General features: G+C 58.6%; 14 protein-coding genes. 4 read left to right on the top strand and 10 right to left on the bottom strand.

What is annotated here, in order from left to right:
- Window positions 1–18: 18 nt before the first annotated feature.
- Window positions 19–1,374, bottom strand: a complete 1,356-nt coding sequence (locus QUE75_RS16080; protein WP_286251740.1) for an MFS transporter — start codon at window positions 1,372–1,374, stop codon at window positions 19–21.
- 275 nt (window positions 1,375–1,649) lie between these two features.
- On the opposite strand from QUE75_RS16080, the gene QUE75_RS16075 reads away from it, so the two are divergent.
- Window positions 1,650–2,111, top strand: coding sequence for a universal stress protein (locus tag QUE75_RS16075; protein ID WP_286251738.1), 462 nt, complete (start codon window positions 1,650–1,652; stop codon window positions 2,109–2,111).
- 49 nt (window positions 2,112–2,160) lie between these two features.
- Window positions 2,161–3,666, top strand: coding sequence for an MFS transporter (locus QUE75_RS16070; protein WP_286251737.1), 1,506 nt, complete (start codon window positions 2,161–2,163; stop codon window positions 3,664–3,666).
- Between the two features lie 364 nt (window positions 3,667–4,030).
- Here the strand turns inward: QUE75_RS16070 and QUE75_RS16065 are convergent, their stop codons facing one another.
- Window positions 4,031–5,623, bottom strand: a complete 1,593-nt coding sequence (locus QUE75_RS16065) for an MFS transporter (RefSeq protein WP_286251735.1) — start codon at window positions 5,621–5,623, stop codon at window positions 4,031–4,033.
- 272 nt (window positions 5,624–5,895) lie between these two features.
- Window positions 5,896–7,065 carry an NnrS family protein gene (locus QUE75_RS16060; protein ID WP_286255721.1) on the bottom strand — a complete coding sequence of 390 codons (1,170 nt, stop codon included), beginning with the start codon at window positions 7,063–7,065 and terminating at the stop codon, window positions 5,896–5,898.
- 145 nt (window positions 7,066–7,210) lie between these two features.
- Between QUE75_RS16060 and QUE75_RS16055 the strand changes: the two genes are divergently transcribed.
- On the top strand, window positions 7,211–7,774 hold the full coding sequence (locus tag QUE75_RS16055) for a YIP1 family protein (RefSeq protein ID WP_286251733.1): 564 nt from the start codon (window positions 7,211–7,213) through the stop codon (window positions 7,772–7,774).
- Window positions 7,775–7,802: 28 nt separating this feature from the next.
- Here the strand turns inward: QUE75_RS16055 and trhA are convergent, their stop codons facing one another.
- Window positions 7,803–8,480, bottom strand: a complete 678-nt coding sequence (gene trhA / locus QUE75_RS16050; RefSeq protein ID WP_286251731.1) for a PAQR family membrane homeostasis protein TrhA — start codon at window positions 8,478–8,480, stop codon at window positions 7,803–7,805.
- A 186-nt stretch (window positions 8,481–8,666) separates the two neighbouring features.
- Between trhA and wrbA the strand changes: the two genes are divergently transcribed.
- A complete protein-coding gene (gene wrbA / locus QUE75_RS16045) occupies window positions 8,667–9,266 on the top strand; it encodes an NAD(P)H:quinone oxidoreductase (protein WP_286251730.1) in 600 nt (199 codons plus the stop codon).
- A gap of 87 nt (window positions 9,267–9,353) precedes the next feature.
- Here the strand turns inward: wrbA and QUE75_RS16040 are convergent, their stop codons facing one another.
- From QUE75_RS16040 to nirJ, 6 genes are all read right to left on the bottom strand, one after another.
- On the bottom strand, window positions 9,354–10,880 hold the full coding sequence (locus QUE75_RS16040; protein ID WP_286251726.1) for an OmpP1/FadL family transporter: 1,527 nt from the start codon (window positions 10,878–10,880) through the stop codon (window positions 9,354–9,356).
- A 20-nt stretch (window positions 10,881–10,900) separates the two neighbouring features.
- A complete protein-coding gene (locus tag QUE75_RS16035) occupies window positions 10,901–13,399 on the bottom strand; it encodes an Ig-like domain-containing protein (protein ID WP_286251724.1) in 2,499 nt (832 codons plus the stop codon).
- Window positions 13,400–13,597: 198 nt separating this feature from the next.
- Window positions 13,598–14,296, bottom strand: coding sequence for a Crp/Fnr family transcriptional regulator (locus QUE75_RS16030; RefSeq protein ID WP_286251723.1), 699 nt, complete (start codon window positions 14,294–14,296; stop codon window positions 13,598–13,600).
- A 274-nt stretch (window positions 14,297–14,570) separates the two neighbouring features.
- Window positions 14,571–16,019, bottom strand: a complete 1,449-nt coding sequence (locus tag QUE75_RS16025; RefSeq protein WP_396631716.1) for a cytochrome D1 domain-containing protein — start codon at window positions 16,017–16,019, stop codon at window positions 14,571–14,573.
- Window positions 16,020–16,119: 100 nt separating this feature from the next.
- Entirely contained in the window at window positions 16,120–16,980 is an 861-nt protein-coding gene (gene cobA / locus QUE75_RS16020; RefSeq protein WP_396631668.1) for a uroporphyrinogen-III C-methyltransferase, read from the bottom strand.
- Window positions 16,981–16,990: 10 nt separating this feature from the next.
- Window positions 16,991–18,190, bottom strand: a complete 1,200-nt coding sequence (nirJ, locus tag QUE75_RS16015) for a heme d1 biosynthesis radical SAM protein NirJ (protein ID WP_286251719.1) — start codon at window positions 18,188–18,190, stop codon at window positions 16,991–16,993.
- Between the last annotated feature and the right edge of the window lie 5 nt (window positions 18,191–18,195).

Here is an 18,195-nt window from a genome sequence, read left to right as displayed (position 1 = left end):
GGGTAAGGTCTCTCGTTGTCAGGGCTGTGGTGGTGGCTTCACCAGCGGTGCCTCCTGGTGCTGCCGGCTGAGTGGGTAGAACAGTTGCGGCGAGGCCAGTTCCGGCAGGTCTGTGCGTTCTTCATGGGCGGCCCACTCGGCCCTTTCAGCCTTGCGAATCGCATAGTGCATCCAGGCCAGGGCAGTGGCGACAATCATGAACATCAGCATAAAGCTGCTTTGCCAGATGCCGGTCATGTCGTTCAGCACACCGAACGCCAGTGGCAACAGGAAGCCGCCGATCCCGCCAATCATACCGACCACGCCACCCACCGCGCCAACGTGCATAGGGTAGTACACAGGAATGTGTTTATACACAGCTGCCTTGCCTAAAGACATGAAAAAACCGAGCACAAAGGTCAGCACAACGAACACCGCCAGAGTGATCTCGAAACTGAATCGGATGTCGCCGTCGATGCCGTGGATAACGTATTCCGTTGGCGGATAGCTGAGCAGGAAGGTGCAGACCACCGAGGCAATGAAGGTCCAGTACATCACCCTGCGGGCACCATAGCGATCAGACAGCCAGCCGCCAAGAATGCGGAACAGGGAGGCGGGTACCGTGTACATGGCGGCGATCATGCCGGCGGTCTGGATATTCAGCCCATAAACGCCGATCAGGTAATGGGGCAGCCAGAGCGCAAGCGCGACAAAGGCGCCAAACACAAAGAAGTAGTAGAGCGCGAAACGCCAGACCCTGAGTTCTTTCAGCGGTGCCATCTGCTCGGCAAAGGATTTTTGCTCAGCGTTAGCCCGCGCCTGTGCCAGCGGGTCCGTTTTTGCGAACACAATAAAAAACACACCCATCAGCGCCAGTACCAGGGCGTAGATCTGGGCGGTTTTTTCCCAGCCGAAGGCAATCAGTAAGAAAGGCGCTCCAAAATTGGTGACCGCAGACCCCACGTTGCCCGCCCCGAAAATACCCAGTGCTGTGCCCTGCCTGGAGGGCTCGAACCAGGCAGCGGTGTAGGCTACCCCCACGATAAACGCGCCGCCGGCCAAGCCCACGCCCAGGGCGCCAAGCAGCATCATGGGGTAGGTGGTGGCAAAGGTCAGCAGGTAAACACAGGCTGCCGTCGTCAGCATCAAAATGCCGAATACCCAGCGCCCACCGTAACGGTCTGTCCAGATGCCCAGAAACAGGCGGCTGATAGAGCCGGTCAGGATTGGGGTGGCCATCAACAGGCCAAGCTGTGTGTCACTCAGGCCCAGCTCTTCGCTGATACGGATGCCGATGATGGAAAAGATGGTCCAGACCGCAAAGCAGAGGGTGAACGCAAAGGTGGATAAACCCAGCGCCCGGTACTGGTCTTTGGGTGTCGGAGTGGTGGTCATGGCCGCTCTCGAACAGGGTGAATGGCTTCAGGTAAACCATATCAAATATGTTGGTTTGGCTTCTGGTGCATTGGAGGTACCTCCTGCTGGGTGCAGTGGTGGTAGGGGTTCTGGGGCTATAACGCGGAAGGGGATAGCTGCGGGGTTTCTCTGGTGGGGTACCCGCAGAACCTCTTGATGTACGTCAATTATGGGGCCCGCGCGCTGTGGGGTAATGCTGAGGAAAGTCAAAGTCCTGCCGGGTGCCGCCGGCAGCAAATGCCTCGGAGAACCCCATGAACATCATGATTGCCTACGATGGTTCCAGAAACGCCAGGCTGGCCCTGGCCCAGACCATCACCATGTTTCGCGCACTGTCGCCCAGGCTGACTCTGGTGGCGGTGGCAGAAAATCCCCGGGATATCACATCCAGTAACGAAGACCTGTTCCAGGAAGAGGTGAGTGAGCTCAAGGGCCACCTCAAGGAGGCACTGGAAGTGTGCCAGAGCCAGGGCGTGGAAACAGAAACCATGCTGCTGGATGGCGATGCCCGCAAGATGCTGCTGTTTGCAGCCGAGAAGAAAGTACGGCCCGACATGCTGGTACTGGCCCGCCACAGCCATGAGCCTGATGGCGGCTTTATCGCTCGTTCCCTGACCTATTTCGTGGATGAACTGGACTACATGACCTTCGGCAGCGTCAGCTCGTTTCTGGCCCGCCGTGTCCAGTGCCCGCTCCTGATTCTGCCCAGCCGCTGAAGTGGCTGGGATTATCTGTTCCCCTCGTTGCTAGCCCCGGAGGCTCAAAATGAAAGTCGCTGACGTCTTCCGCGTCCGCAATCCGGAGATCAGGGCCCTGCACCTGACCTGGATTGCTTTCTTTATTACCTTTTATGTCTGGTTCAATATGGCGCCCCTGGCATCCAGTATGCTCAAAAGCGTCGATTGGCTGACCAAAGACGATCTACGCCTGTTCGCCATCTGTAACGTGGCGTTGACGATTCCTGCCCGAATTATCGTCGGCATGGCTCTGGACCGGTTTGGGCCACGCCGCGTGTTCTCGGTGCTGATGGTGGTGATGGCCATTCCCGCCCTGGTGTTTGCCTTTGGTAACACCATGGCCCAGCTGCTGATCAGCCGTCTGGTGCTGAGCTCCATCGGTGCCAGCTTTGTGGTCGGTATCCACATGACCGCCATGTGGTTCAAGCCGAAGGACATCGGCTTCGCCGAGGGCTTCTACGCCGGCTGGGGTAACTTTGGTTCTGCGGCTGCGGCGATGTCTCTGCCGACCATCGCCATCACCATGTACGGTGGCGATGACGGCTGGCGTTGGGCGATTGCCCAGAGCGCCATCGTGATGGCCGGTTACGGTGTCTGGTACTGGTTCGCTATTACTGACGGCCCGGAAGGCACTGTGCACCGCAAGCCGCGCAAGGCGTCTGCCATGGAAGTGAGCAGCTGGGGTGACTTGGTCAAGCTCATCCTGTGGACCATTCCGCTGATCGGCGTGCTGGCCATCCTGGTGTGGCGTATCCAGAACCTGGGCTACTTGAGCCCCATGGGTGCCGCTATCTGCTACGCAGTCATCTTCGCCATTGTTTGCTATCAGATCATCCAGATTCTGCGGGTGAACATTCCCATCCTTAAAAAAGGTGTTCCGGAAGACGACAAATACCCGTTCAGCAGCGTGGCTGCCCTGAACAGTACCTACTTCGCCAACTTTGGTGCCGAGCTGGCGGTGGTCTCCATGCTGCCGATGTTCTTCGAGGAAACCTGGAGCCTGAGTGCCACTGCGGCGGGTCTGATCGCGGCTTCCTTTGCCTTCGTTAACCTGCTGGCGCGCCCGATGGGTGGTCTGGTGTCTGACCTTATGGGCAATCGCCGGTTTGTCATGCTCAGCTATATGTTCGGTATTGGCCTGGGCTTTGCGCTGATGGGGCTGCTAAACTCCAACTGGCCGCTGATCATCGCCGTGGGAATCACCGTATTCACCTCGTTCTTCGTGCAGGGTGCAGAAGGTGCCACCTTCGGCATCATTCCGTCCATTAAGCGCCGGCTGACCGGGCAGATATCTGGTATGGCGGGGGCCTACGGTAACGTCGGGGCGGTGGTCTACCTCACCATCTTCACCTTCGTAACACCGTCTCAGTTCTTCTTCATTATCTCTGCCGGGGCGTTCATCAGCTGGGTGCTGTGTATCCTCTGGCTGAAGGAGCCTGAGAGCGCGTTTTCTGATGAGTACCATGTGTCTTCTGTGGATCTCCAGATTGAAGAGGAAGAGCGCCAGAGAGCGGCACTGCTTGGGGCAAAGTAACGCCTTAGAGCTGGAGCAAGCCAAGCCCGCCACGGAGCAATCCTGGCGGGCTTTTTTGTGCTTGTGATAAACGGATGGTCAGGGTTTTTCGAGCGACTCTGCATTTTGATCAACGGTTGGATGGACTGGATGTGGTGATGGTCTGCCATGGTTTCCAGAGGGCGGTGCGACTGCGCTGGTCGTGTGTTTTTGAGGTGTGTAGGGGGGGTGGGGGGCGGTTTTGCGATGCTGGAGGCGCTCGTCAGAGGCTTCAGGTGGGCGTTGTTGGTCCGGGTTCCAGCGCTTGACCGCAGGATGTCTGGGCACAAAAAAGCCGGCCCTTGTGGGGCCGGCAAGCAGAGGTCTAACGCGTTGGTTGGTGCAATTACGGGTTTTTGATGTAGGCGTTTTTGCGCAGGTAGAACCACCAGTTAACCACCAAGCATACGGCATAGAATACGGCAAAACCGTACATGGCGATCTCTGGTGTACCGGCCTTGATTTGCTGGCCCATCACAATCGGAGCGATGAACGCACCGTAGGCGGCAACTGCTGAGGTCCAGCCCAAAACCGGGCCCTTCTGCTGCTGATTGAAGATAAAGCCAATGCTGCGGAAGGTCGAACCGTTACCGATGCCGGAGGCGGCAAACAGTAGAATGAACAGCCCCAGGAACAGTGGGAAGTAAGCGTTGGGATCCGTTGAGTTGTAGGCCAGCATCATCACATAGCCGGTAGCAACGGACGCGACCACCATGATCACAGAGATGATCTGGGTAACAATAGAACCGCCCATCTTGTCAGAAATCCAGCCGCCAACCGGGCGAATCAGAGCGCCAACAAAGGGGCCCATCCAGGCCCAGGTCAGGGCGCTGGGGCCGTCGGGATTGCTTACCCGGGTAACCGTGCCGTCGGCGGCCACTTCCATCATGTTGCCGAAAATAATGCTGATAGACAGCGGCAAGGCGGCGGAGAAACCGATGAATGAGCCGAACGTTAGGATATACAGCACCGTCATGGACCAGGTGTGCTTGTTGCTGAAGATGGCGAACTGGTTTTTGATGTTGGGCTTGATGTCACCCGGAATCAGGCGCAGAAGCACCACAGTGAGAACGATGGTCAGGGGCAAGGCAACCCACATGCTCATGATCGACAGCGCCCAGACGCCAACGATGGACGCCAGGATACCAACGCCATACAGCCCGAGAATCTTGCCGAACGCGGAAATGGGGGAGCCTGGATTCGGAGTGACAACTTTCAGGTTGTTCATGCCAAACCAGCCGGCAAAGGCGAGTGGGATCAGGAAGACCAGCCAGATGAAGCCTGCGTTCTGAATCCAGGTTTCGGTACCTGCCTCAATCCGGCCGATCAGGGTACCGCTGGCGCTTTGAAGTTCCAGCGGCCCGCCGGCGAGGGCACCGAAGACGCCAACTGTCATCACCAGCGGAATCAGGATTTGCATGGTGGTTACGCCGAAGTTACCCAGGCCGGCATTCATGCCCAGGCCATAACCTTGCTTGCTCTTCGGGTAGAACGAGCTGATGTTGCTCATGGAACAGGCAAAGTTACCACCACCGATACCGGACAGCAGTGCCAGTGCCTGGAATACGATGAACGGAGTGTCCGGATTCATCAGGGCGACACCGGTACCGAAAGCCGGAATCATAAGCAGTGCGGTGGTCAGGAAGATGGTGTTACGGCCGCCGGCGATCTTGATCATGAACGAGGCGGGAATACGTAGGGTAGCCCCTGCAAGGCCGGCCACTGCCGTTAACTGGAAAAGCTGATCCGTAGAGAATGAAAAGCCCAGGTTGGCCATCTGGGTGGTAATCATGCCCCACATCAGCCAGATGGCGAAGCCCATCAATAGGCTGGGTATGGATATCCACAGGTTGCGGGACGCAACTTTCTTGCCTTCCCGTTCCCAGAATTCCTCATTCTCGACATCCCAGTGTTCAATGTCTGCGTTGGTTTTTGCCATGGTGTTTGCTCCTTGGTGACAACATGCCGGAGCCACGGTCGTCGTGGTTTACGGGCGATGCGCCTATTGTGCAAATGAAGGCGTGGAACCATTCTTGATAAATGTCAGGGAAAATATGCCGCGCGAGTGCGTCGAAAATTGCCTCTGTATTGATGATGTTTGGGGCTTCTATAAATTTATTAAAAACAGTGAGTTGGGGTGGTAATACTTCATCGGTGGTAGGCCCGGGGGCAATTGGTGCAGTAGAGGTAGCCAATCATTTCCAGGCCTTGTCAGGTGTGGTTTGCCTTGTGTTTACTGCGTTGGAATAGCACCAGTAACTGATAAGCCAAACCGGAAAAAGCCAGGGCCCAGACGCCGCTGGCCAGCCACAGCAAAACCGGGTGACCATAGGGCGCGTTGCCGGTTAGATAGCGGCTGATGGCGGCGAGTGCCATGGCACCCGCCAGCGCCAGTACCTGCCAGGCTGGGGGGAAGGTACGGCATGCCCGTTGCCAGGCCAGCCTCAGCATGACGCTGCCAGACAAGGTGCCCAGGGCGCCAATGGTGATCAGGTGCAGGGCTGGCACTGATGAACGTCCAGCAAGCAGGTGTGCCCCGGTAACGCTGGCCCCCACGGCCAGCCAGAGGTAACCGAGAGCCAGTACCAGCAGATCCGGCCTGCCGGTGCAGTGCCAGAGCTTCCACCGGACAGTTCGGACAAGGATCAGGATAGAGGCCAGCAACAGCAGGGCGCCGGAAACCGGCCGGGTGCCCGGAAACGGCAGGCAAACCATGGCCAGGGGGAGCACGATCAGCAAAGCGCCTTCAATTTTTGGCTGAACCCTGGCTTCCAGGGGGATGCCCCGTTTCTCCAGGGTGCCAGCCACCGCCGGCGCGATGATTCGGCCCCCCATAAATGTCATCAGCAACAGCAAGCCCAGAATGGCGACTTCCATCATGCTTCTTTGGTTCAGCGCCACTGGCATCCACTCAGCCAAGGCATAGGCCAATGCCAGCAGGCACAGAGCCAGGATCAGCGGTCCGGCAATTTTGTTGCGCCATTTCTTGGCAGCCTGAAAGCGCGGCACTACCTGCCAGGCCAGCAGCAGGGCAAAGGCCGGGCTGAGCAGCTGGCTTACCAGCCACTCCGGAGCCAGCAGCCAACTGAACCTCGCAGCAAGCCAAAGGCCAAACAGGGGCGCAAGTAGTCTCCAGGGTTGCGGGCCGAGGGTATAACCGGCAATCAGCGCCAGGGCAAACCCGAAAATCAGCTCATGGCCATGGCCGGCACCCAGCAAGCCCGGCGGCCAGCCGGTTCCGGACATGACTGCAAACAATGACATTGGCACAACCACTGCGGCCCACAGAGCGGCAGCGGGAAAGAAAAGCCAGAAGGCGTGGATTCGTCCGGGGCTTTGCGAAGCACTCATGCGGTGGGCGTCTTTCACGATAGTGGCCATCAAGGTGACGGCAATCCATGGTGCCGGTAGCTTAACCTGTGCTAGTGCGTTGAGAAGATGATTTAGGTCATGAACCTCGCTGGGCCCGGCGGATATTGGGGTGTTAACTGTAATTGACGCTATTCAGGATGTACGGAGGGAAACCATGAATATAACGCAGCTTCTGAGTTTGCCGTTTTCCGGCAACGGAGTTTGGCAGGATCTGAAACGAATGGATTTGTCCGTGCCTTTTCTCGCCTGGGTCATCGTTGTTCCGATGTCGTTCTTGCCTCCGGTGCTGCTTTACTACGCCGGTACCCATTATGGCGACAGCTTCATCAACGGATTTGCTGATAAAGAGTGGCGCTTTATCACAACAATTCTGTTTCTGGCGGAGTTACTGACCTTCTTTGTGATGGGTTGGTTAATTCGGTCGGTTCTTGATAGTCACAAGCTTGGTATTGAGTATCAGGATGCGTACCTGCTTGCCGCCATAGCACCGTTGCCTTTATGGCTATCTTCCCTGGCACTTCTGGTGCCTGTGTTAGCGGTCAGCGTCGTGGCGGTGATGGCTGGATTGTTCTTGTCCTGTGCCTTGGTCTATCAGGGCGTGCGCTCGTTGTGCCATCGTGGCGACAATGATGTGGTCACCATGTCGGCGACTTACACGATCATGGCGGCATCTGTTTTGGCCTGGGGAATTCTGATGGCACTCGTCTGGGCATTCTGACAGACGGCGCCACCGCAGCCGGATCAACTCAGACTGTATGAGGCAGAACACCGAAATAGATGGCACTGAAATGGCAGGCACTGCCGCCGATAACAAACAGGTGCCAGACGGCATGCATATAGGGAATGCGGTCGGCCAGGTAGAATGCCACACCGGCAGTGTAGACAATACCCCCGGCGATGGTCAGGTAGAGGGCGGTTTCGCTCAGGTTGGCGACCAGATCGGATGAGGCGAAGATGATCAGCCAGCCCATGGCCACGTAAATGCCCACCCTGGCCAGCTTGAATCGGTTCTTGAAGATTACTTTCAGCACCACCCCGGTCAGCGCCAGGGACCAGATGACTGCAAATAAAGTCCAGCCGGTGGTGCCGCGCAGATTGACCAACAGGAAAGGTGTGTAGGTGCCAGCGATCAACAGAAAGATGGCGCAGTGATCCAGGGTTTTGAATGCGGTTTTCAGTTTCGGATGGCGGGTGCCGTGGTAAAGCGCAGAGGCCATATACAGCAGAATCAGGGAGGCCCCGAACACGCTGAAGCTGACAATCTTCCAGGCATCCCCCATCTGGCTGGCGCCCACTATCAGGGCGACAGTGCCGATAACGCTGAGAACAGCGCCAAGGCCGTGGGTAGCGCTGTTAATCCATTCCTCGATGCGGTTGTGGAGGGATTCTGCGGTGGTCTGGGCCTGGTTCATAGGGATGTTCATCTGCGGTTGTCTGTACAAACGGAAAGTATAATGCAGCTCAGCGTACACGTGTACGCAAATAAATGCCATGAACATCCTGTGACCATGTTCAGAAAAACTGAATGACCTGTCGGAAATCTTCCGTTTTCACCATTTGCCCCGGCCCGTTACGCTGTGATCATTCATAGCGAACAAGGAGATTATCCGATGACAAAAGTACTGGTTCTTTATTACTCAATGTATGGCCACATGGAAACCATGGCGAACACCGTGGCTGAGGGTGCAAAAAGTGTTTCAGGTGCCGATGTGGTGGTGAAGCGGGTGCCGGAGACCATGGCAGACCAGACATTCCTGAATGCCGGCGGCAAGGCCGATCAGGCGGCCCCGGTGGCCAGCCCGGCCGAGCTGGCGGATTATGACGCCATCATTTTCGGCACCCCGACCCGGTTCGGTAATATGGCCGGCCAGATGCGCACCTTCCTGGACCAGACCGGCGGCTTGTGGGCCGAAGGCAAGCTGCACGGAAAAGTGGCGAGTGTGTTTACCTCAACCGGCACCGGTGGCGGGCAGGAGCACACGATCAGCTCCTTCTGGACTACGCTGGCGCACCACGGCATGGTGATCGTGCCTCTTGGTTACGGCATTCCGGACTTCTTCGATATCTCCGAAGTTAATGGCGGCACGCCCTATGGCGCCTCCACCATTGCTGGTGGTGATGGTTCACGCCAGCCCAGTGAAAAAGAACTCAACATTGCCCGCTATCAGGGCAAGCATGTGGCGGAGCTGGCAGTAAAGCTGCATGGCTGATTGACGGATTTGTGATTCGTTAAACGCGAACAAGGGCAGGAGGTGACCTCTGCCCTTGTTGTTTCTGGCGTTTTTTTTGCGGCGCGATCAGAACCGATAGTTCACCTGGGCCGCCAGGTTGTGCAGTGTGCCTTCACTGGTGCCGATAGCCCGATGATTGCTGCCCGCCGGGTTCTCCACCGCGGTTACATCACCCTCAGTGATTCGAATCCAGGAGTAGGCCAGATCAACCGACAGGTTGTCCCACCACTGATAGCTGGCCCCCAGGCCGACGATGTAGCGGTCGTTATCCGGCCCCCTCGGGGTGCGGAAATCCGAGTTGCGCAGGGGGCTCTGGTCAAAGCTGGCGCCGGTCCTGAGGGTCAGGCGGTCATCCCAGGCATAGCTTGCACCAACGCCGAAACGGTAACTGTCCTCAAATTCCAGAGGCTGAACCAGATCTCGCCGGCGCACATCGTCACCGCTTTCGGTAATGTCTGAGCCACCCCGGGCAGAGGTGTCTACGTACGATAAACGCAGTTCGTCATACACACTCCAGTTGGTGTAGGTGACGCTGCCCATTACCGCAATTCGATCGGTCCACTGATGGAAGGCGCTCAGCGTCAGTACATCGGGCAGGGTGATGGTGGATTCCAGGTCGCCGCCCAGGGCGCCACGCTCATCGAACGCGGAGGCAACGGCATCCCGGGCATCCTCCTCGGTGATGTTGGCGAAGCCCTGAACCGTCTGTACCAGGCGTTCCCGGAACTCCGGGTCAAACACTTCTTTACGCGTGGCCTGGCCGGTGGCCACGTGCTCGGTGCGGCTGCGGTAATTCAGCCCGAAGCGGGTCCGGTCGCTGTATTCCCACAACAGGCCAAAGCTCAGGCCGAAGGCCATGCTGTCGATTTCAATGTCGTTCTCGATATCGAACTGGGAGCCAATGCGGGCGACGGCATCTTCCGCCGTGGCGCGGGCCGCGGCTTCGCCTTCCTGTTCCCGAACCCGATCCACCAGGGCTTCCGCTACCAGATAACCGGTATCAATCTGGTTGGTGAGTTTTGCGTCGTACATCTGGATGAAACCACCAAAACCAACCGTCACCGTGTCGGTAGCGCGGAACGCGAACACCGGATTGATGTTCACCGTAGTCTGGGAAGTTTCCTCGGAGTGATAGCGCCCAGCCCAACCTGCGGGGAAATCACTGCCCGAGGCGAAGGGTGCATAGATGCCGACGCCCACAGCAGCATCGTCACTGATCCGGTGCGCCAGGTACAGGTGGGGCGCGATGGAGACTTCCTTACTGGTGGCGTTGCCCGGACCACTGACCGGTGTCGGATCCAGGCCGTAGGGCAGCTCGATTTTTTCCCGCTGCACGCGCACGTTGTAGTTCAGGTCAGCGTAGATGGCGCTGACGCCCAGACTGGTCTGGGTGCCGCTCAAGCGCAGCAGGCCTGCGGGGTTGTGGGCAACCACCGAAGCGTCTTCCAGCAGGGCCGCAGTGCCGGCAAAGCCATGGCCTGTTTCCTTGGTGCCGTGCTGGGTCAGCTCCAGACCGGCGCCGTGTGCAGTCGATGAAGCAGCCATGATGGCTACGGGCAGCCATGCCCGCAGCGGAGTGTTTGCAGAAAACATAATACTGTCCTGTTAACGGGTCACAGACGAACGTCGATAAATTCTTCGATAACGGTGAGTTCAGATGGGGTACTGAAGAAATCCGCCACCTGCATCTGCATTTCAAAGTGGACTTCTTCTCCGTTTGGCAGCGCCACGGTGGCATCGGGTTCATCGCTGCGAGGGTCGTCTACCAGGGTGTCTGGCAGCAGCGGCGAGGAATGCGCGCCGAAGCGGAAAGGCACGGCAATTTGCAGGCCCTGTGGCGTGGTGCCGTCGCTCCGGGTTGATGGGGTAACCTTGCCATTATTCAGGTTGCCCTGGCGGACGAACTCCAGCCCCATGGCATTGGCCAGGGGGGTGCTGCCGGCAAGCGGTGCGTTCTGGCCAACCGAGGGTGGCAACACCAGGTCAGACGGGCTGGCCTCGCTGCCATCATTGCCGACTACCTGCGAGAGATATACCGGGCGGGCGAAACTCTCTCCATTGGCATCCACCGGGTTGGCGATGGCCTGTGCGTGATTGAGCGGGTCCACCGAATCAATGGCGGCCTGCACCACCGCAAAGAATCGGAAGTAGTCCTCGGTGCCCGGAAACACGCCGGATTCCGCCAAGCCTGAAGCCAGTTGTGGCCCGATGGTGTCAGAGGCCGCCAGGGTTTCCATGATGCCGCCTGTGGGGGTCAGCATGGCAACGGAACGAATGTCCGGGTCCTGGGCCAGGAAGGGTGCGGCAACGATGTTGCCCACGGAATGGCCGAGGAAGTGGAGTTCGTCGAAGTTGACGTGATTGAACAGATTGATGTTAAAGCGGCTGGCATTGCAGGTTTTCAGCAAACCCGCCTCGCCGAACAGGGCGTCGGCCATACCGCACTGGCTCATCTGGCCACTGCGAATGTAATGGGCAAGCGAAACCAGATCCAGGCCGCCCTGGCGCAAGGTGTCGCGCTGGGTGAGTGGTTGTGACGGGTTCAGGAAGTGCGCGCCGGAGCCGTCGATGATGCCATCGGAAGTATCGTCGTCACCGCCAACGAGGTCCAGATAATAGGTGCGCTCGATTTTCAGGGGAATGATGTCCCTTGCGGCGTTCAGCGATGAGTTATAGAGCTGGTCGTTCAGGTTGGCCGCGTGCAGGGCCAACCGGCTGTCGTCGGTCGGTAACTGGTTGCGCACCAGTCCGTGCAGGGGCATGTCGATGGCAATCACTGCGAATCCTTTCCGGGCAAGCTCGGAGGCAATGGCCAGGGCATTGGTTCTGTCCTGCTGGATGGCGTGTTGGAAAATCACCAGCGGATAACCACCCGCAGGGCGCGCCGGCACCCCGGACGCGCTCGGGTCTGGCACGGCAAGTACCACGGGAACGGTGTTCCAGGTTGTCAGTTGGGGCATCTGGGCTTCACCACCGTTGCTTAGGCCGCGGGCATCGTCCGAGTTGCAGCTTCCAGCTTCACAGGTCCACTTGGTTGAAAGTACAACCTCGTCCGTCGCCGGGCTGTTGCCCCAGATATCCACGTTATCAGGTGTTGCGATAAACGATGGCAGCTGGATAGTTCCCGGGTAGATGATGGCTTTGTCGCCCGGAGCCTTCGGAGCATCCTGGCCTAGTAGCGAGCCGATGGTCAGAAAACAGATGGCCGTCTGGCAGGTTGTGCTGCCATTGCCGGGCATCGAAAGCTGGTTGTCCTTGATGGCCTGGGCGGCTGCCAGGAAGGTGTCGTCCTGTTGCTGCGTGGTCACACCCCAGCCCAGCAACAGATCATCCCGGCTCAGGCCGAAACGGCTGTCCTCCACCAACGGTGCGATGGCCGGGTTGGTGGTGCACTGCAACAGGGCTGGGTCGGAGCGGTCCGGGCTGTCGCACTGGTCCAGCAGGTTAGTGCCTTTGGCAATGGACCATTGCAACGGGCTGCCAACCAACGCGCCGTCAGGGTCCAGCACGCCTTTGGTAATGACGGCGGTATAGCTGGTGCCTTTCTCCAGGGCGCGGGTGGGAACGATCAACAGCTCGCGGGCTTCAGCGTTGTACTGCACACGGTAATCGGTTTCCGGTACCAGCTCGCGGTCGACGGCGGTGGGTTGAACCCGCTCCGGGTAGGTGTTGGCGGCCGTGGTCATCCGGAACACGCGAACTGTATTGCCTGCCAGCAAGCTGGCCGCATCCACATCACCGGTAAAGGCGACGCGCCAGGGAGCGATGGTGGAGAAGCCATCCAGCTCGTTCAGTCCTTGAACCAGTGCGGCAGAGGAGGCTTCCGGGTCTGCTACCGGCGCGTTGATGGTGCCGTCTTTCGGCGCACTGGCATCTGCTTCGAACAGCAGGTTGGTGGGAAACGGCAGAACCTGGTTCGCCGGGTCGAAGGCCACGTTCACTGTGGAAAACGCGCGCCCATCCTGACCGTCGGAACCGTTGCCGGCGCCTGTGGCATCGTTAGAGGTGGCTTCACCTCCTGTGCTCAGGCACCCGGCCAGCATGATGGCAATGGAACTTGCCAGTAATCCTTTTATCGAAGCAACCGGCAGACGGCTTGACTGCAACTTCATTGTGCAACACCCCATGTTACGACTTTTCGTATTTGTTTACGGAACGGAACAGGATGTTACGTATGTGGCGGAGAGGTTTATTGGCCTGATCAGCAAAGGGCCGCGTCAGAATGGCATAATTTGCACGTTGACGGGTCTCCGGCCCTTGGCATGGCGGTCATTGGGCAGCTTTGTGCGTGATGTCTCAAATTGGCCGGTTCAAGCCTTTGCTGCAGTTTTCAGTCGGGAGAAAGTGGCGGGTACAACACCAAGCCACGAGGCAAGCTGGTTATCCGGTACCCGTTTGATCAGTTCCGGGTATTCGTCCACCAGAAGGGCGTAGCGTTCTTTGGCAGACATAGTGTGCTTGCGATATTCCCGCATGCTGGTGAGCTCTGCCATTTCCTCTGTGAGCACCAGGGCAAATCTGGCCCACAATCCGTCGCCGTGGCTCTGAATAGCTGACCGGAAAGCCGCGAAATCGGCAACCCAAACGGTGGCGGGCAGCACGCTGGTAAGGCACAGGGTATTGCGCACGGTGCGGCTGCGCCCGAACACCGGCCAGATCAGGTCGCCTTCGGTGAAGAAGTGATGAATGGCCACTTTGCCGGTCGGGGATTCCCTGAACAGTCGGAGGATGCCGTACTGGATGAGGTAAACGTTGGCCCAGGGGCGGTCGTGTTTTTCCAGTGGTGTTTCGGCGTCGATGCGTTTCTGGTGGAACAGGCGGGCCAGGTCGCTGAGGAACAGGGCTTCGGGGGTGTCCTGTTTTTCATTCAGGCAGATCCCGAACGCATGGCTCAGGCCATTTAACAAGGCCACTTCCGCCGGGGCTGCGTCGTAGCGGATTATCTCGTTGGTTTCATCCCCCAGCAAGCAGGGTGCGGAGGCCATGGGTGGCCTGAAACTGCTGTTCATAATCTAACCTTCGCGACATTGGCGTAGGTCAATTATCCTACCATAAAACAAACATCCAAAATGACTTATATTATTAAGCTTATTTGACGAAATCGATAAGTATATTGCCGCTGCTGGATGCCACAGGTGGGGAGGCTCTTTCCGAAACTGTGCGGAGCCAGGGATGGCGGAGCCCAAGCGACACATGGATGTGCCGCAAGGAGCGTGTTTCGGAAAGAGCCTCCCCACCTGTGGCAAAGGCACAATCTTGAAGGCTAGGTAATTAGAGAGCCACTTAGTGGCTGGTTCCCTCCTCGTAATTAATCTTGTTCCACACGTTGTACTTACCGGACGGCTTTTTCATTGGAATGCGCTTTTCTTCTTCGAGCGTGTCGGCGTCGTAAACAATGATGGCGCCGTCGTCGTCCCAGATGCTTAGTAGTAGTTTCTCACCATGGCGGTCGAATTCCACGTGGGCGGCGACTTTGCCGGGTTCCGGTTGCAGGGTTTTGACGATTTCCAGGGTTTGTTTGTCGATGATGTGGACCTTGTCGGCGTTGGGGCCGAAGAATACGTCGGCCCAGGCGTAGCGGGAGTTTTCATGGCTGCGCATGAAGAAACCGGGGCCTTCGGTGTCCAGGGTTTTGATCACGTCCCAGGTGTCCATGTCGATGATGGAGATGGCGCCGGCCCGGAAGTGGGGGGTGGCCATTACGCGGCGGCCTTCGTGTTCCCAGGTGATGCCGGAGCCCAGGTGGGGCATGCCCGGTAGTGGCAGTTCGGCGGTCGTTTTACCGGTATTCAGATCGATCACCACGCCGTGTTTGCCGTCGCGGGCGGCGCCGATGAGGTGCTGGTAGCCAGGGTCGAAGAAGAAGTCGTCCAGCAGGGTGTCGGTGGTCATCCGGCGGACTTTGGCCTTGCGGTTTTCAACGGTGATTTCCCACGCTTCCGGAATGTCTTTCAGGGCGGCGATGAAGCTGCCGCGTGGTGGCGCGGTGTAGACGGCGCTGACCCGGGAGGTTTCACCGGCGTCGTTGTCGACGGGGATGAGATCCAGCATGTCCAGATTGACGGCATCAAACAGTACCAGAGTGTGAGGAAGGTAGTTGGCGGCCATCAGGTAGTTACCGTCAGCCGAGACGGCGATGTTGCGCATGTTGATGCCAGCGCGGACTTCCGCCACCACTTTCAGGTTGTAGATGTCGTATTTGGTGATCCAGCCATCCCGTGAACCAAAGTACACATAGCGGCCATCCGGGCTGTATTTGGGGCCGCCGTGCAGGGCGAAGCGGCTGGGGAAGCGGTGAATCGGTTCCATGCTGTCGCCATCCAGCAGGGTGACGTGGTGGTCGCCGATTTCTACCACCAGGAACAGGTTCATCAGGTCGGCTTCGAATACCGGGTCGTCGGGTAAGGCGCCTTCAGGGTGGATAACCTCCCGGCTGGCGCGGATTTCGGCTTCGCCCCATTTCAGCGGGTGTGTCGGCGCCTGGTACATGAACTCGGTCAGAGCGGTGATCTGCTGGTCGTTCAGGACGGTTTCATAGCCCATCATCTGGGTGGCGGCCCGGCCCTTGCGAATGACGTTTTCGGCGTCAGCTTTTCTGAGCCGGGACAAATTATCCGGCAACAGGGCCGGGCCCATGCCGCCGAGGCGGTCGGTGCCGTGGCAGGCGGCGCAGTGCTGCAGGTACAGGGTGTCTGTGTCTACGGTATCACTGGCCATCGCATGGCCTGTCATCAGGGCGGTGGCGAGCACCAGTGCCTTGCTCCGTTGAATGCGCGCTTTGTTGAGGTTCACCAGCAACTGCTCCCGGTTCAGGTTGATCAGAATGGCGTGTTCAGGCCGGCCTGCGGGCGACGGTTGCCGCCGGGCCAGTCAGGGCGCTGTTCCAGCCGGCCTGTGCCGGGCGGGCCAGTTTCTCGGCCAGTTGCACCACTTCCCCTACGATAATCAGCGTGGGTGGCTGGAAGTCTTCCCGGGCAATGGTCTCCACCAGGTCGTCCAGGGTGGTGACGGTCATGTGCTGAAGCGGCGTGGTGCCCCGTTCAACGAGAGCCACGGGGCACTGCCCGGATAAGCCATGGGCGGTCAGTTCCCGCACAATGGTGGGGGCATTGTGCAGGCCCATGTAGAACACCCGGGTTTGGCCGGGCGCAGCCAAGACCTGCCAGTTCAGTTCCAGGCTCTGGTCCGCCTTGCGGTGGCCGGTGACAAAGGTCACGCTCTGGGAATAGTCCCGGTGGGTCAGGGGTATGCCGCAGTAGGAGGCACAGCCAGCAGCCGAGGTAATGCCGGGCACAACCTGGAAGTCGATGTCGTTCTCCACCAGGAACTCGGCCTCTTCCCCGCCGCGGCCAAAGATGTAGGGGTCGCCGCCTTTCAGGCGAACCACCCGACGCTGTTTCATGGCCAGTTGCACCAGCAATTCGTTGGTTTCTTCCTGGGGCACGTAATGGCAGCCGCTGGCTTTGCCAACGTGGATGCGCTCGGCCCGGGGGTTGACCAGTTCCATGATCTGGGGTGAGACCAGCCGGTCGTAGACAATGGCATCTGCCTGCTGGATCAGCATCAGGGCCCGCAGGGTCAGCAGTCCCGGGTCGCCGGGGCCGGCGCCGACGATGGCGACCTCGCCCGCCCGCAAGGGTTGTTCCGCCAGCTGGAATTCCACCAGGCACTTTTTCCGTGGATGTGTGTTCATGGCGTGTTCCTTACAGGTTGTGAACCGGGATTTCGTCAATCGGGGCTGCCACTCTTCGTGGCAGGTCTCCAACCACACCAATTTCGTCATTGGTGAGGTAGCAGCCGGGGTCTTCCTCCCAGTAGTCGCCGGACACGTTATAGGCCCGTACCCGGGTGTTGCCGTTGCAGATAGTCAGGTATTTGCAGTCTGCGCAGCGGCCCTTCACCGGGCGCGGGTGCTGGCGGAAGCCCTGCATCAGCGGGTCGGTGGTTTCAGACCAGATTTTTGAGAACGGGGTCTGGCGCACATTGCCCAGGTTGTGGTCCCACCAGAAGGTATCCGGGTGGACCACGCCCAGGTTGTCGATGTTGGAAATGTTCACGCCGGAGGAGTTACCACCCCAGTTGGTCAGGCGCTGGGTGAGGGCATCTACCTGGTCCGGGTAGTGTTCCTTGGCCCACTCGATCAGGAAGGGGCCATCGGCGTCGTTGTTGCCGGTGACGTATTCCCGCTCGATGCCCCGCTTGAGTTCGTCGTGGCAATGGTTGAACAACAGGTTCATGGCGTCGCGGGTCATGTCGTACCAGGCGTCGCGCTTCTTGTTGCGACCGCCTCGGCCGGAGTAGTTCAGGTGCGACAGGTAAAATTTGTCGATCTGGTGCTCGTCGAGCATCTCCAGCATGGCCGGCAATTCCGGGTAGTTGTCCTGGGTCAGGGTGAAGCGCAGGCCTACCTTGATGCCAACCTGCTTGCACAGGGCCACGGCGTGCATGGATTCCCTGAAGGCACCCTTTTTCTGGCGGAATTCGTCGTGGGTGGCCTCCAGACCATCGATGCTGATGCCCACATAGTCGTAACCCACGTCTTTGATCTTGCCAATGTTGTCTTCGGTAATCAGGGTGCCGTTGGTGGACAGGCCCACATAGAACCCCATTTCCTTGGCGCGATGGGAGATGTCGAAAATATCCGGGCGCATCAGGGGCTCACCGCCAGAGAGAATCAGCACAGGCACCCCAAACGCTTTGAGATCGTCCATCACGGCGTAGACTTCCCGGGTGCTCAGCTCGCCCTTGAAATCGATATCGGCAGAGATCGAGTAGCAGTGTTTGCAGGTGAGGTTGCAGCGGCGGATCAGGTTCCAGATCACCACCGGGCCACTGGGCTTGGGCAGCGGGCGCACCGGTGCCGGGTTCATCAGGCTCTTGATGTAGCGGGTCATGCGAAACATGGTGT

Origin of the sequence: Marinobacter shengliensis (genome assembly GCF_030297115.1) — a bacterium.
Lineage (GTDB): Bacteria > Pseudomonadota > Gammaproteobacteria > Pseudomonadales > Oleiphilaceae > Marinobacter > Marinobacter shengliensis.
The sequence above is the reverse complement of the archived record's forward strand: the minus strand, read 5'-3'. Positions and strand labels throughout refer to the sequence as shown.

Bases quoted from the DNA above. Each gene is read 5' to 3' on its own strand.
- QUE75_RS16080 (WP_286251740.1), bottom strand. From the start codon at position 1,374: ATGACCACCACTCCGACACCCAAAGACCAGTACCGGGCGCTGGGTTTA.
- QUE75_RS16075 (WP_286251738.1), top strand. From the start codon at position 1,650: ATGAACATCATGATTGCCTACGATGGTTCCAGAAACGCCAGGCTGGCC.
- QUE75_RS16070 (WP_286251737.1), top strand. From the start codon at position 2,161: ATGAAAGTCGCTGACGTCTTCCGCGTCCGCAATCCGGAGATCAGGGCC.
- QUE75_RS16065 (WP_286251735.1), bottom strand. From the start codon at position 5,623: ATGGCAAAAACCAACGCAGACATTGAACACTGGGATGTCGAGAATGAG.
- QUE75_RS16060 (WP_286255721.1), bottom strand. From the start codon at position 7,065: ATGGCCACTATCGTGAAAGACGCCCACCGCATGAGTGCTTCGCAAAGC.
- QUE75_RS16055 (WP_286251733.1), top strand. From the start codon at position 7,211: ATGAATATAACGCAGCTTCTGAGTTTGCCGTTTTCCGGCAACGGAGTT.
- trhA (WP_286251731.1), bottom strand. From the start codon at position 8,480: ATGAACATCCCTATGAACCAGGCCCAGACCACCGCAGAATCCCTCCAC.
- wrbA (WP_286251730.1), top strand. From the start codon at position 8,667: ATGACAAAAGTACTGGTTCTTTATTACTCAATGTATGGCCACATGGAA.
- QUE75_RS16040 (WP_286251726.1), bottom strand. From the start codon at position 10,880: ATGTTTTCTGCAAACACTCCGCTGCGGGCATGGCTGCCCGTAGCCATC.
- QUE75_RS16035 (WP_286251724.1), bottom strand. From the start codon at position 13,399: ATGAAGTTGCAGTCAAGCCGTCTGCCGGTTGCTTCGATAAAAGGATTA.
- QUE75_RS16030 (WP_286251723.1), bottom strand. From the start codon at position 14,296: ATGAACAGCAGTTTCAGGCCACCCATGGCCTCCGCACCCTGCTTGCTG.
- QUE75_RS16025 (WP_396631716.1), bottom strand. From the start codon at position 16,019: ATGACAGGCCATGCGATGGCCAGTGATACCGTAGACACAGACACCCTG.
- cobA (WP_396631668.1), bottom strand. From the start codon at position 16,980: ATGAACACACATCCACGGAAAAAGTGCCTGGTGGAATTCCAGCTGGCG.
- nirJ (WP_286251719.1), bottom strand. From the start codon at position 18,190: ATGTTTCGCATGACCCGCTACATCAAGAGCCTGATGAACCCGGCACCG.